14 protein-coding genes are annotated in these 12,991 nt (G+C 69.8%); 9 read left to right on the forward strand and 5 right to left on the reverse strand.

Going from position 1 to position 12,991, the window contains the following annotated elements; translation table 11 throughout:
- Positions 1–100: 100 nt before the first annotated feature.
- The 4 genes from mhpA to B1H19_RS04910 form a co-directional block, all read right to left on the reverse strand.
- Positions 101–1,759 carry a bifunctional 3-(3-hydroxy-phenyl)propionate/3-hydroxycinnamic acid hydroxylase MhpA gene (mhpA, locus tag B1H19_RS04895; RefSeq protein WP_083103388.1) on the reverse strand — a complete coding sequence of 553 codons (1,659 nt, stop codon included), beginning with the start codon at positions 1,757–1,759 and terminating at the stop codon, positions 101–103.
- Between the two features lie 24 nt (positions 1,760–1,783).
- Entirely contained in the window at positions 1,784–2,704 is a 921-nt protein-coding gene (locus B1H19_RS04900) for a VOC family protein (RefSeq protein WP_083103389.1), read from the reverse strand.
- A 41-nt stretch (positions 2,705–2,745) separates the two neighbouring features.
- Positions 2,746–3,618, reverse strand: a complete 873-nt coding sequence (locus B1H19_RS04905) for a fumarylacetoacetate hydrolase family protein (RefSeq protein ID WP_083103390.1) — start codon at positions 3,616–3,618, stop codon at positions 2,746–2,748.
- A gap of 99 nt (positions 3,619–3,717) precedes the next feature.
- The gene (locus tag B1H19_RS04910; RefSeq protein WP_083103391.1) at positions 3,718–4,137 is read right to left on the reverse strand and encodes a lipocalin-like domain-containing protein; all 420 of its coding nucleotides are present in this window, start codon (positions 4,135–4,137) and stop codon (positions 3,718–3,720) included.
- Between the two features lie 350 nt (positions 4,138–4,487).
- Here B1H19_RS04910 and B1H19_RS39035 point away from each other — a divergent pair, with 350 nt between their 5' ends.
- The 4 genes from B1H19_RS39035 to B1H19_RS04930 all read left to right on the forward strand — a co-directional run bounded on the left by B1H19_RS39035 (position 4,488) and on the right by B1H19_RS04930 (position 7,535).
- Positions 4,488–4,658 (forward strand): hypothetical protein, encoded by a 171-nt coding sequence (locus B1H19_RS39035; RefSeq protein WP_162500687.1) that lies wholly within the window; start codon positions 4,488–4,490, stop codon positions 4,656–4,658.
- A gap of 68 nt (positions 4,659–4,726) precedes the next feature.
- Positions 4,727–5,980 carry a competence protein CoiA family protein gene (locus tag B1H19_RS04920; protein WP_083103393.1) on the forward strand — a complete coding sequence of 418 codons (1,254 nt, stop codon included), beginning with the start codon at positions 4,727–4,729 and terminating at the stop codon, positions 5,978–5,980.
- 236 nt (positions 5,981–6,216) lie between these two features.
- Positions 6,217–6,807 (forward strand): B12-binding domain-containing radical SAM protein, encoded by a 591-nt coding sequence (locus B1H19_RS04925; RefSeq protein WP_083103394.1) that lies wholly within the window; start codon positions 6,217–6,219, stop codon positions 6,805–6,807.
- Positions 6,804–7,535 (forward strand): SDR family oxidoreductase, encoded by a 732-nt coding sequence (locus tag B1H19_RS04930; protein ID WP_083103395.1) that lies wholly within the window; start codon positions 6,804–6,806, stop codon positions 7,533–7,535. Before B1H19_RS04925 ends, B1H19_RS04930 begins: the two co-directional genes overlap by 4 nt.
- A gap of 165 nt (positions 7,536–7,700) precedes the next feature.
- On the opposite strand, the gene B1H19_RS04935 is transcribed toward B1H19_RS04930, so the two are convergent.
- Positions 7,701–8,129, reverse strand: a complete 429-nt coding sequence (locus tag B1H19_RS04935; protein ID WP_083103396.1) for a VOC family protein — start codon at positions 8,127–8,129, stop codon at positions 7,701–7,703.
- Between the two features lie 305 nt (positions 8,130–8,434).
- Between B1H19_RS04935 and B1H19_RS04940 the strand changes: the two genes are divergently transcribed.
- The 5 genes from B1H19_RS04940 to B1H19_RS04965 all read left to right on the forward strand — a co-directional run bounded on the left by B1H19_RS04940 (position 8,435) and on the right by B1H19_RS04965 (position 12,987).
- A complete protein-coding gene (locus B1H19_RS04940) occupies positions 8,435–9,193 on the forward strand; it encodes a MerR family transcriptional regulator (RefSeq protein ID WP_083103397.1) in 759 nt (252 codons plus the stop codon).
- A 298-nt stretch (positions 9,194–9,491) separates the two neighbouring features.
- The gene (locus tag B1H19_RS04945) at positions 9,492–10,046 is read left to right on the forward strand and encodes a hypothetical protein (RefSeq protein ID WP_203237099.1); all 555 of its coding nucleotides are present in this window, start codon (positions 9,492–9,494) and stop codon (positions 10,044–10,046) included.
- Positions 10,030–10,773 carry a ribosome-inactivating family protein gene (locus tag B1H19_RS04950; protein WP_159027992.1) on the forward strand — a complete coding sequence of 248 codons (744 nt, stop codon included), beginning with the start codon at positions 10,030–10,032 and terminating at the stop codon, positions 10,771–10,773. The genes B1H19_RS04945 and B1H19_RS04950 overlap by 17 nt, the downstream gene beginning before the upstream one ends.
- 254 nt (positions 10,774–11,027) lie before the next feature.
- Positions 11,028–12,275: a L,D-transpeptidase gene (locus B1H19_RS04960; RefSeq protein WP_237289132.1), complete on the forward strand. Its 1,248-nt coding sequence runs from the start codon at positions 11,028–11,030 to the stop codon at positions 12,273–12,275.
- Positions 12,276–12,354: 79 nt separating this feature from the next.
- Complete coding sequence (locus tag B1H19_RS04965; RefSeq protein WP_083103400.1) at positions 12,355–12,987, forward strand: GNAT family N-acetyltransferase; 633 nt, start codon at positions 12,355–12,357, stop codon at positions 12,985–12,987.
- Positions 12,988–12,991: the final 4 nt, after the last annotated feature.

Here is a 12,991-nt window from a genome sequence, read left to right on the forward strand (position 1 = left end):
GCACCGGGTCTCGCCCGCCTGCCCCACCCCTATCACCGGTACCTCCTGTCCGGGGGGACCGGCCCTCCCTCCCGGTGCGGACGGGAGGGAGGGCGTCACCTCACCGGGCGGGCACCGCAGCGGTGGACGACGTGCCGAGCCCCCGCCGTAGTGCCGCCACCAGGCCGGGCACCTGCTCCGTGCGGGACGTGCCGCCGAAGACGTAGTGGTCCGGGCGCAGCAACAGGGCTTCCTGGCCGCTGCGCGCCAAGTGCGCGCGGTAGGTGCCGTCGAGGTCGATGACGTCGGCGGCGCCGTCCGCCGCCGGGTCGTCGGTGAGCCGCAGGAGGCGGATGCCGAGCCGCTCGCACCAGCCGAGCGTCTCGTCGTCGAGCACGGTGCGCGGATCCTCGGTGCCGAGCAGCGCGAAACCGGTGCCGACGACCTGGTCGAACAGCCCGGTGCGGCCGCGGAAGCGCACCCGGCCCTGGCAGCCGAGCTGTCCGGCCGGGGCCTGCGGCGCGCCGTCCGCCGCCTGCCGCAGCAGTCCTCCGGTGAGGGCCTGCGGGGGCATGTCCGCCAGCGGGTCGCGGCCGGCCCGCCGGTCGGCGAGCATCTGCGCATCGCGCACAGCTGCCGCCGCGGGGTCCGGTTCGCAGATGATGCCGCCCAGGAAGACGGAGAGTTCGATGGCGTGCCGCAGGTGCTGGGAGCGTTCGGTGGTGTAGGTGTCCAACAGCGTTGCGTCGGCACGGCCGGAGAGCACGAGGTCCAGTTTCCAGGTGAGGTTGGCGGCGTCGCGGATGCCCGAGCACATGCCCTGCCCGGCGAAGGGCGGCATCTGGTGGGCGGCGTCCCCGGCCAGGAGCAGGCGGCCCTCGCGCCAGTTCTCGGCCCAGCGGGCCCGGAAGGTATAGACGGTGTGCCGCTCCAGGGTGGCGTTGCCCGGGTGCAGGTCCCAGTGGGCCAGGAGCCGCCAGGCGTTCTCCGCGCTGCCGAACTCCGCGGCCGAGTCGCCGGGCAGCAGCATGAACTCCCAGCGCCGGCGGCCGGGCCCGCCGGAGACGGCGGTGGTGGGCCGGAAGGGGTCGCAGACCTGGAGATTGCGCGGTGCGAACTCGCGGTTCCGGTCGTGCGGGATGACGTCCAGGACCAGCCAGTCGTGCTGGAAGCCGCGGTCCGTCATCGCCGTCGTCATCCGGGAGCGGACGAAGCTGTTGGCACCGTCGCAGCCGACGACGTACCGCGCGCGCAGCGTGCGATGCCGGCGTGCGCCGTCGCGGAACACCGGCTCGTCCCCGGCGCTCTCCGCGACGGTCAGGGAGACCCCGGACGCATCCTCGGCGAGGTCCACGGCCTCCCAGCCGCGCAGCACGTCGACCCCGGTGGTGCGGCGGACCTGTGCCTCCAGGGCGGCTTCCAGCTGCGGCTGGGTGAAGATGTTCATGGCCGGCCAGCCGGAGTGGCCGGTGTCCTCGAAGGCCAGCCGCAGCAGGGTCTCGCCCGTGCCGTTGCGCCATTCGTAGTCCGTGGCCGGCTCGCTGAAGGCGGGCAGGGCGTCCGCGAGGCCCAGCGAGGCCAGGATGCGGGCGACCTCGTGGTCGAAGACCACCGCCCGCGGCAACGGGTAGGGCTGCGGCCAGCGTTCGACGAGGCCGACCCGCCGGCCCCGTGCGCCGAGCTGGATCGCGGTGGTCAGCCCGACCGGCCCGGCGCCGACGACGAGTACGTCGTATACGCCCTCGTCGGTGGCTCCGGCGTCCGTGCGGTTGCCGTTCATGATGTCCTCCTTCCGTAGGGGTGCTCAGCCCGCGTCGTGGGCGCCGGTCATCAGCGCGGCGAGATCCTCGGGTTGGAGGAAGGAGGGCGGGACCGGCGGGCCCCAGTTGTAGAGCGAGCGGGCGTCCTCCCACACCCGGGGGGTCCACAGCTGGTCGTCGACGATGCAGTCCATATCGGCGAAGTACTCGGAGAAGTTGCCCGCCGGGTCCTTGAGGTACCAGAAGAAGTTCGAGCCGACATGATGGCGGCCCAGTCCCCAGACATGCCGTTCCGGGTGGCCCTCCAACATGCGCGTCGCCCCGCGCCCGACCTCGTCGACGTCGTCGACCTGCCAGGAGGAGTGGTGCAGGAAGGCGACGGGGGCCTGCTGCACCAGAACGCTGTGGTGATCGGTGGAACACCGCAGGAAGGCCGCGCCCGGCACCAGATCGCTGACCTTGAAACCCAGGCCCTCGGTGAAGAACCGCTGCGAGGCCGGCTGGTCGGTCGACCCGAGCACCACATGGCCCAGGCGGCGCGGCCGGACGGTGTCCTCGCGCAGCACCGCCGGTGCCCGGCCGTCGGGCCGCTCGGCGCGTCCGGGCCCGTTGTACGGCACCGGCGTGGAGGCCGACTGCACGAGGCGGGGCTGGATCTCGACGGTGACCGTCACCTCCGTCCCCGGATCGACCGCCCGCAGGCGGTGCCCGTCGCGGACAGAGGGCATCTCCAGACGATCCAGAGCGGCGCCGATCCGGCCGAGGTCGTCGGCGTCATCGACCGCGACGACCAGTTCGTCCAGCCGGCGACGGGCGGCGTGCACGATCTTCAGCTGCTCACCGCCGTCGGCCGAGGCGAAGCGCCCGCGGCCCAGAGCGGTGAGCCCGAAATCCGCGTAGTAGGCGTGGGTGGCATCGACGTCGGGCACGCCCATGGTGATCCGGGCGAGACGATGCAACGGCATGAGGGCTCCTTGAAACGTGAGAGCAGAAGGGGGCGTTCGGGTCAGGCGCGAAGGCCGTCCGGGTAATCGGGGCCCACGACCATCCGGTTGCGCAGCGCACCGATACCGTCGATCCAGCTGTGCAGCTCCTCGCCCGGGGCAAGGAATCGGCGCGGGTCACGGGCGCCTCCGACGCCCGCCGGGGTACCGGTGAAGACCAGGTCGCCGGGGAGCAGCGGGCAGACGGCGGAGAGCCACGCGATCTGCTGCGCAACCGGGAAAACCATCCGGCCGGTGCGCGATTCCTGCATCGTCTCGCCGTCGACGGCGCAGCCGAGCGCCAGATCGTCCGGGTCGGCGAACTCGTCGGGCGTGACCAGGACCGGCCCGGTCGGGCTGAAGCCGGGGAACGACTTGCCGAGCGTGAACTGCGGGGCAGGCCCCTGGAGTTGGATACGCCGCTCCGACAGATCCTGGCCCACGGTGAGACCGGCGACGTACCGCCAGGCATCCTTCGCGCGCACCCGGTGGGCGCGGGCGCCGATGACCGCGACCAGCTCGACCTCCCAGTCCACCATCGCGCTGGGCAGTTCCACTGTGTCGTATGGGCCGGCCAGCGACGTCGGGTACTTGGTGAACACGGCCGGCTGCGCGGGGGTGTCGAGGCCGGACTCCTCGATATGGTCGGCGTAGTTCAGCCCGACCGCGAACACCTGGCGCGGGCGCGGCACGGGGGCGCCGAGCCGGCGGTCCTCCAGCGGGATGCGCTCGGCCTCCCGCGCGGCAGGCGTCCGCGCCCAGGCGCTGAACTCCTCCCAGCGGTCGAAGACGGCCTGCGGGTCGGACGGGAAACGGCCGTCACTGGCCTTTTCGACATCGACCGCTCCGTCATCGTGGACAAGTACCAGACGGTTACCGAGATTTGCTGTGCGCACGGCGCACCACCTCCGGATGGGAAGGAAGGGGGAAGGGACAAGGGGAAAGGGGCGCGGCCGCACCGCACGACGCCGGGCTGCCGCGGGCGCCCGCGGCGCTCACACCCGGGCTCTGCGCCACCGCAGGTACTGGCGGGTGCCCTCGTCGGTGGTGGCCGTCAGCAGCAGTTCGTCCGGCTCGCTGTGGACGGCGCGCTCCAGGGTGACCCCCACCCAGGGCCCGTAATGGCTCGCGGCGACGTGATGGCGCACCGACCCGTCCGGCGTCCGCTCCCAGCGCCCGGCATACGCCACGGTCCCGCCGGACGCCCCCGCCTCGGTGGCCGTCTCCCGCCGGGCCATGGCCGCGTCGGCGATCGCCGGGTCGGTCGTCAGCAGCGCGCTCATCCAGCCGTCGGGGGTGTACAACAGCATCCCGCCGGGCCGATCCCCCAGCGGCCGGGTCTCCTTTCCGGCCCGTTCAACGGAACACTGCACCAGGTTCCAGCCGCCGACGATCTCGTCCTCGCCCTCGTCCATCCACGCCTCACAGATCTCGTTCGGAACGGCCCCACCGGACCGGGTGCACAGGGGCACCGGGAAGCGGCGGCCGGGCCACGGGGCGGCGGCCGCCGCCCACGCCCCGAGCCAATCGCAGCCCTCCCCCGCCGGACTCGGTCCACGAGCCCAAAGAACCGGTACGCGATTGCGCCCCGTGGACCCGGCCCCGGTCCACAGGGCGCTGGAGGGCCGTGGAAACGGCCGATCAGGCGTCGCACCACGACCTGGCGGAGGCCCCGCACCGCACCCGGCTGCCACCCGGCCGGAACGGCACCGGACGTGCGGGCTTGACCAGCGACCTGTCAGTGGTGACTGGCAGCATGGTGATCATGAGCCGAACCATCTCGTTCAACACCGCGGGCAGAGCCGACGTCGTGGCATTTCTCGGGGCCGGCGGGAATCTGACATCCCACCAGCAGCGCAACCTCGGCGTCATGCACGAGCTCGCGCAGGCCCGCTGGTACACCCAGGACACCATCTTCATCTCCATCAAGGGCTGACCGGGCCCCGCGTCCGATACGCCTCATGGCCTCGAAGCCGGAAAGACGATCAACTGGGAGGGGACCCCATGCAGTTCACCGCCGAACACACCGAGTGGGGCAGGGTGGACATCACGCTCGACGACTTGGGTTGCGGCCGGTCGTGGGAGGAGATCCACCGGGTGCGGGGCGTGCAACTGGTCTGCCCGGAGTGCCGTGGTCAGGTCTTCCCCCGGGTCTCCAAGTTGGGCACCCGGCACCTTTACCACCGGACCAGGCCCCCCTCGTGCTCCCTGGCGAACGAATCACTGGAGCACCACCTGCTCAAGCTGGAGCTGGTGACCTGTGCTCGCGCCGCCGGATTCCGTGCCGAGCTGGAGGTCGCCGCACCCACCGGGGAGTGGCGGGCGGATGTGATGGTCTTCAGCCCGGACGGCAACCGGCTGATGGCGCTGGAGGCGCAGCTGTCCCCCATCACGGCGGAGGAGATAGCGGCGCGCACCGGCCTGTACGAACGGGACGGGGTGCGGGTGTGCTGGTTCGGCATCCGGCCGCGCCCGTGGGTGGGCACCGTACCGACGCTGCTGGTCCAGGCCCCGGCCGAACAGGGCCAGACGTGGACCGTGGCCGCCGGCCTGGCCCGCTTGTCGTCGCCGCCGGAGGGCTGGTCACCGGTTGATGCGGCGCTGAGCGATGCGGTGGCGTGGATGCTGACGGGCCGGATACTGCCGCATACGCCTCGCTGCCGCAGTCGCAAGGTCACATACGGCAACGAGTGGTGCGAGTGGGCGGAGGGCTGGACCGCGTCCTACAGCGATTCATGGCGGCTGTGGTGGACGACTCCGGCCTATGTGGCGCTGGACGCCGAACTCGTCCGGCAGGAGGAAGAGGACAGGCGCCGGCGGCAGGCGGAGGAGAAGGCTGCGGCGCGGCAACGAGAGGCGAAGGCGCGGGAGAAGGCCAGGAAGAAAGCGGCCTATGCCGCGTTCTGGAGCCGCACGGGCCTGGACCAGCAGCAGTGGAGGTACTTCCGGGCCCTGGCCGAGTTGTTCTTCAGCCGGAATCTGGTCTTCGGCGCTCCCGATTCCCGCTACGGGGATGGCAGACCGGTGTACGAGCGCAGCGGGCCCGAAGGCGAGCGGTGGACACTGGTGGGCGTGGCCTGCCCCGATCCCTGCCGGCTGCGGGCCTGGGCAGAGGAACTGCCCTTATTGGTCCCGTCCCACGGAGACCTCACCGTCCTCGCCGGACGGGCATGGGCGCCGTTCCAGGTCTACGTCCTCGATCCGGAGACCGGTGTGATGGACCGGGAACGTGTGATGCCGGCTGCCGTCGGCTCGTAGGCCGACGCGGGAAGACGGATACGGCCCGGACGGGGGGCGCCCCTGCCCACACTCCAAGATCACCCCAGGGCAGGTTCCGGCATATCCGGGTCAGGCCCCCTTCGGCCCAACCTGAGATGCGCTCACCCCTCTCCGGGGCGACGATTCACCAGGACGGTTTTCCCACCGCCATATGCCATTGGCCCAGCATGACATGCAGGACATACGGAACATGTGGGACATGAAGAGGACGCGTCGTGAAGGTTTGCTTGCTGGCCTCGCCGATGATGGATGTGGTCGACGGTGCTCTGCGGACGATCTCCATGGATGCCGAGCGCGAGTGTCCGTCCTACGGGATCCACATGCTGGCCGCGGCCCTTCGCGCGGCGGGGCACGAAGTCGTTCTGGTGGATCTCATCGCGGAGCAGAGCGTGGACCTCACGCCGCACGAGGGTGCTCTGAAGGGCTGCGAGCTCGTCGGCGTGGGTGCCACATCCTTGTCGTGGCCGAGCGCGCGGGCCGTGCTGCACCAGATCGCGCGCATGCTGCCGACCGTACCGGTCGTCCTCGGCGGAATTCACCCGACGATGTTCGACCGGTACGTGCTGGAGACGTCTCCGGCCACCTATGTGGTCCGCGGAGAAGGTGAACGTGCGCTTCTCCAGCTGTGCGAATGCGTCGGCGCAGGCAGGTCCGTCGCGGACGTGCCGGGTCTGACCTGGCGGGCGCCGGACGGGAACATCGTGCGCAACCCGGCCCACGAGCGCACGGTCCGCGTGCGCCGCGCAGTGGCACCGTCGCCATCTGGACGCATGGCCCATCGGTGCGCAACGAAAGGTGACCCATGAAGCTCGCAGTCATCGGTGGTACCGGCCTGATCGGGTCGCAGGTCGTGAAAAAGCTGAACGCGGCCGGGCACCAGGCCGTGCCGCACTCGCTGTCCACAGGTGTCGACGTGATCGCAGGTCAGGGCCTGGCGGAGGCGGTGGCCGGAGCCGACGTCGTAGTCAACCTGACGAATTCCCCGACCTTCGACGATGCCTCACCGGCGTTCTTCCAGACCTCGATGGACAATCTGCTGGCCGCCGCCCGGAAGGGCGGGGTGGGCCATGTCGTCATCCTCTCGATCGTCGGCGCGGATCAGGTGCCCGACCTCGACTACTACCGGGCCAAGGCCCTCCAGGAAGACATCCTCAAGGCCGGGCCGATCCCCTACTCGATCGTCCACGCCACCCAGTTCATGGAGTTCATGGACGCGGTCCTGTCCTGGACCACCGAGGGCGACACCGTCCGCCTGCCCACCACCCCGCTCCAGCTGATCGCCGCCGAGGACGTCTCCGACGCCGTCGCCGAAGTCGCCGTCGGCACCCCTTTGAACGGCGCCCTCGACATCGCCGGGCCTGACGTCGTCCCCCTCGACGAACTGGGCCGGATCACCCTCCAGGCCCATCCCGACGGCCGCACGGTCGTCACCGACGACACCGCCGGCATGTTCGCCGCCGTTCGGGGCGACGCTCTGATCGCCAAGGGCGACGCCCGTATCGCCCCCACCCACTACAGCGACTGGCTCTCTTGAACAACACGCCGTCACCCACTACCCAGACGGGAACAACCAGGGAGGCGTCGGGACCCGGCAAGAGATCCTCAATGGCCAGGGTACGGCGGTGCGAAGTCGAGGCGAACGCGCGCCTTCGACCGGATCGAACTCGGGGGCGTATGGCTGGCGTTGGTAGACGGCCGCTCAGTCGACACAGAACTCGTTGCCCTCGATGTCCTGCATCACGATGCACGAATCGTGGCCGTCATACAGCAGTCGCACGCGTACCGCGCCGAGCGCGACCAGTCGTACGCACTCGGCCTCAAGCGTGGCCAGGCGCTCTTCACCCACGAGCCCGGTGCCGACCCGCACGCAAAGATGCACCCGATTCTTGACGACCTTGCCTTCGGGGACGCGCTGGAAAAACAGTCGCGGGCCAACACCCGAGGGATCACTGCAGGCGAACGACGAACCCTGCCGCTCAGGCGGCAGCGACCTGTCGAAAACGTCCCAAGTGGCAAACCCCTTCGGCGGCGGCGGTACGACGTACCCCAACACCTCACACCAAAAACGAGCGAGGCGCTCAGGTTCTGCGCAGTCGAAGGTGACTTGGAACTGCTTGACGGATGACATCGGCGCACCATAGCAGGGGGACTCCATCCTTCCAGCGGCGCGCGGCACTACTCGACCTTCTCGGCAGACCAAAATGAGCGCCGGGCCGTGCGGTGGTTCGGACGAGTGGGGATGCGAAGGTTGTTGGGATGCGAAGGTTGTTGGGATGCGAAGGTTGTTCGGATACGGGGGTTGTTGGGATACGGGGGTTTTGGAGATCTGAGGGTTGTTCGGATGTGAGGTTGAAGGTGTCGCTGCGGCAGTTTCTACCGTGTTGGACAGGGCCGGAGAGACCGGCCTGGTGAAGCACTCGTGAGGGAGCGGCGATGGACTGGCCGATCGCGGAGGTCGCCCGGATGTCGGGCGTGACCGCCCGGACGCTGCGGCACTACCACAAGATCGGCCTCCTGCCGCCGGCCCGGATCGGCGCCAACGGCCGCCGCTACTACGAGGAGCACCAGCTCCTGCTGTTGCAGCAGATCCTCGTCCTGCGGGCACTGGGCGTCGGGCTGCCGGAGATCGGCCGGGTCCTGGCCGAGCAGGTCGACATGGTGGAAGCCCTGCGCGGGCACCACCGGCGGCTGCTCGGCGAGCGGGACCGACTCGACGCGCTGGCCGGCACCGTCTCCCGCACGATCGCCGAACTGGAACAGTCCAGAAAGGACGGGCAACCCATGACCATCAACCGACCGGAGAACCTCTTCGAGGGTGTGCAGCCCTCCCAGGTCCAGGAGAGTCTGCGGGACTTCCCCGAGCACGCCGCGGAGGTCGACCGCCGGGTCGCATCGATGAGCCCGGAGGAGGTCGACGCCGCGCAGCGTGACCGTACGGCACAGATGATCCGGCTGGCCGAGCTCCAGGAGGCCGGCCTGTCGGCCGACGCCGCACCTGTGCAGGCCGCGATCGACGCCCAGTATCAGGCCCTGACCTCGCTGCGGTCCGTCTCCGCCGAGGAGTACCGCGCGATGGGGCGCTCCTGCGTGGACAACGACCAGTGGCGCGCCGTGTACGAGGCGATCGCCCCGGGCCTGGGCGCATACCAGCGTGACGCCATCGAGGCGTACGTCGCGTCCAGGCTCAGCTGAGCCGAGAACAAGGGGCCGCCGCCGGGCGACCCAGCGGCGCCCCCGCGGCCGGCGCCACCACGAAGTGCGCACACTCCATGCGCTCCCTCCGGCCGATGCTTCGTACCGGCGTCCACGGCGTGAACGCTCGCATTGAGGAGACGTCAACGAAACGTTGAACGCTGCTCCTTAGCGTTTCCGGCGTATCGATCATCGGTCAACGGCCAAATGGAGTACGCATGTTGTTCCGACGAGAGGCGAGGCAAAGGTCTCTTCCTTATACGCCGGGGTGAACACGCCCCGGCGGCGGGCCGCTGTCATGGCCGGAGTGCTCGCGACGGTGTCCGCGGTGGCGCTGGGGACGGCCTCCGCGGCGCCGCAGGGTCCGGGCAAGTCGACGACGGCCACCGTGCAGTCGGCTCCGGCGACCAGCTCGGCGCGTGAGCGCTGGCAGCCGCCGACGCACCAGGGCGGGGACCCGACGCACCAGGACCCCGGAGACCCGGCGCTCAACACCAACTACCTGATCAGCGAGGTGTCGCCGGCGCAATACCGCGGCTGGTGGTATCAGTCCCACCTCACCGGTATCAACGTGACATGGACGACGCCCTCGGGGCGGGATCCGTACGACGGTTGGGACTGGATCGAGATCGTGGACATGAACGGCCACCGCATCACAGGGGACTGGGCCTGCGGCAACGCCCACTGCGGCGCGTACGGCTCGACCATGATCGGCCTGTATCTGAACAAGGGCGAGGAGTACGAGGCCCGCTACTGGAGCGGCGGAGGCCGGGTCACCAAGGGCCGCCTGCAAGCCGAGTTCGAGTTCTGGGCCCGACATGGAAGGCCGAGACGAGATGACGCGAGGAACTGAACACCGGTCGCTGCGACGGCGATTGATCAGTGCGACGGCCGTGGTGACCGTGTTGGCGGGCACGCTCGGCGCGGGAAGCGCGGTCGCCCAGAACAGCCCGGAGGCCCGGCCGCATGCCCCGTCGCAGACGCAGGCCCAGCCGCAGCCGAGGGCGGCGGCAAGCGACGAGGAGTACGCCAACCTCTACACGCACACGGTCGCGACCGTCCGCAACGCGATGCTGGGGGAAGAGGTCGCCCATCAGCCCGGGGCCAGCTATCTGATCCGGAACCCCGACCCCCGGGCGTTCCAGTCGATCTGGGTCGGACGGCTCGCCGAGCGCGACAACATCGAGGGCGGCGCCATCCGAGGACTCTTCCGCCGGACCGACAACTATCTGCTGGGTTTCTACGTGCGGCACGGGAACCACGAGATCGTCTACACGTTCACCGAGAACGGCGACGACATGGTCTCGGGAAATGTGTATCCGGATGCCCAGAGGTCGCGCTTTCCCTTCCCCATCACCTATCGCGACCTCCCCAGCATCCAAGTCGGCCGGGGCCGCCTCAGGGACTCCGTGCGCCAGCTGTTCGACAACGACCCCGGCACGAGCAACCACCATCTGCGGGACGCTGTCGAGACGCTGGCCGTGGCTCTGGCCGAAGGGGGGCGCTTCCAGCCCCGTGATGTAGGAGGCGCGGTCGGAGAGCAGGAAGGTGACGGCCTCGGCCACCTCCCACGAGGGTGACGGCGTCGGCGCCCTCCGCACCGAGGAGCCCGGCGGTGGCCGCGGCGGTGTCGGCGGAGATGTCGGCACAGGCGACGGCCGCGAGGGCGCGCCCGACGTCGGCGCAGCGGTCTTCGACGGCCCATCGGAAGCGCTACACGCGTTGCAGCAGGAGCCCTAAGAAACGGTCTTAGAAGCCGCCCCTATGGTCCTCCCTACGTCCTGTCGGCCCCTTGTCCTCCCGACGTCGCAAAGCCCCAGTCGACCCTCTCTGTGTGGAGCAGCTCGTGACAACGCCCGACACCCCCGCGCCCGTCCGTTTCCGGCGCAGGCGCCGTCTGCCGGCGGCGTGGGCGCTGTGCACGGCCGGAATGGTGGCGCTGTCCGCCTGCGGCGGGAACTCCTCGTCGGGCCACGGCAGCGGCAAGAACGGCGCAGGCGCCTCCGGATTCACGATCAAGCTCTCGGCACGGGACGGCGCCACCGGCGCCGGCATCAACGACACCCGCGTGACAGTCAGCGACGGCAAGCTGGCCGATGTGCGGCTGGTCCAGGTGGACAACGGCGCGAAGGTCAAGGGCTCGATGGCCGCCGACGGCTCCTCCTGGAAGCCGTCGGCCCCACTGGAGCGGGGCACCAAGTACCAGCTGGTCGCCAACGCCCGGGACGCCAAGGGCCGGACGGCCACCGAGACCGCGACCTTCACCACGGTCTCCGCGAAGAACAGCTTCATCGGCTCGTACACGCCCGACAATGGCCAGACCGTCGGCGTCGGCATGCCGGTGTCCTTCACCTTCGACAAGGCGATCGCCAACAAGAAGGACGTCCAGTCCCACATCAAGGTCACCTCCAGCAGCGGCCAGCAGGTCGTCGGCCACTGGTTCGGCGCCCAGCGCCTGGACTTCCGGCCGCAGGACTACTGGAAGGCCGGCTCCAAGGTCACCATGAAGATCGACCTGGACGGGGTGAAGGGCGGCAACGGCATCACCGGCGTCCAGTCCAAGACGGTCACCTTCACCATCGGCCGCTCCCAGGTCTCCACCGTCGACATGAACACCCAGACCATGACGGTCAAGCGGGACGGCCAGACCGTCAAAAGCATCCCGATCTCCGGCGGCAGGCCCAAGAACCCCACCTACAACGGTCAGATGGTGATCTCGGAGAAGCTGGCGCAGACCCGGATGGACGGTTCCACCGTCGGCTTCGGCAGCAAGGAGGACACCTACAAGATCCCCGATGTGCCGCATGCGATGCGGCTGTCGACCTCCGGCACCTTCCTGCACGGCAACTACTGGGGCGACCCCTCGGTCTTCGGCCGCTCGGGCACCAGCCACGGCTGCATCGGCATGCGGGACGTCCAGGGAGGCGGTGGCGACACCCCGGCCAAGTGGTTCTTCGACGCATCGCTGATCGGCGATGTCGTCATCGTCAAGAACTCCAAGGAGCAGACCGTCACACCGGACAACGGCCTCAATGGCTGGAATCTGTCGTGGAGCCAGTGGCAGGCGGGCAGCGCGTCATGACCGTCACGTAATCTGTGATCCAGGCGAGTGGCTATTACGTAGTCACCCTCTACGACGCGCCTACGACTTGGGGGATCCGATGATTCCGGAACTGATCAGGACCTGGGTGACGGGCTGGGCCGCATCCCGGCGCACGCCCCCGCCGGCCGAGACGCCCTGGGGTTTGGCTCTCGATATCGGCAATCCCAGACAGGTGGCGCGCCATGTGCTGCCCGAGCCCGACGAGTTGGCGGTGCGCGCCACCGCGGATTCGGTGACCGTGCCGCATACGTGGATCACGCTGCCGGTGGAGCCGGCGGAGGCGGCGCCCTGGCTGCCCCGCGGCTGGGTGGCGGACGAGGAGGAGTCGGGCCATCTCATGGCCACGGACCTGCGGGTCACCAACCCCACAGCGCCCGGCGGCTACACCGCGTCGACGCAGGTCCACTACGGGGTCGTGTACGTCCGCGTCGATGACGCAACTGGCGCCCAAGCCGCCACGGGACAGATGGCGCTGCTCGGCGAGGCCGTGGTCCTCGACCGGGTCGTGACCGAAGAGGCACACCGCCGCCGTGGCCTGGGCAGCTTTGTGATGCGGACGCTCGCCGACCGCGCCGTGTCGGAAGGCGCCACGCTCGGCGTCCTCGGCGCCACCGACGACGGCCGCGCGCTGTACGAAACCCTGGGCTGGAAGCGGTACGCGGCACTCGCGGACTGCATTTACCGTCCTTGAGCAC

Origin of the sequence: Streptomyces gilvosporeus, from assembly GCF_002082195.1 — a bacterium.
Lineage (GTDB): Bacteria > Actinomycetota > Actinomycetes > Streptomycetales > Streptomycetaceae > Streptomyces > Streptomyces gilvosporeus.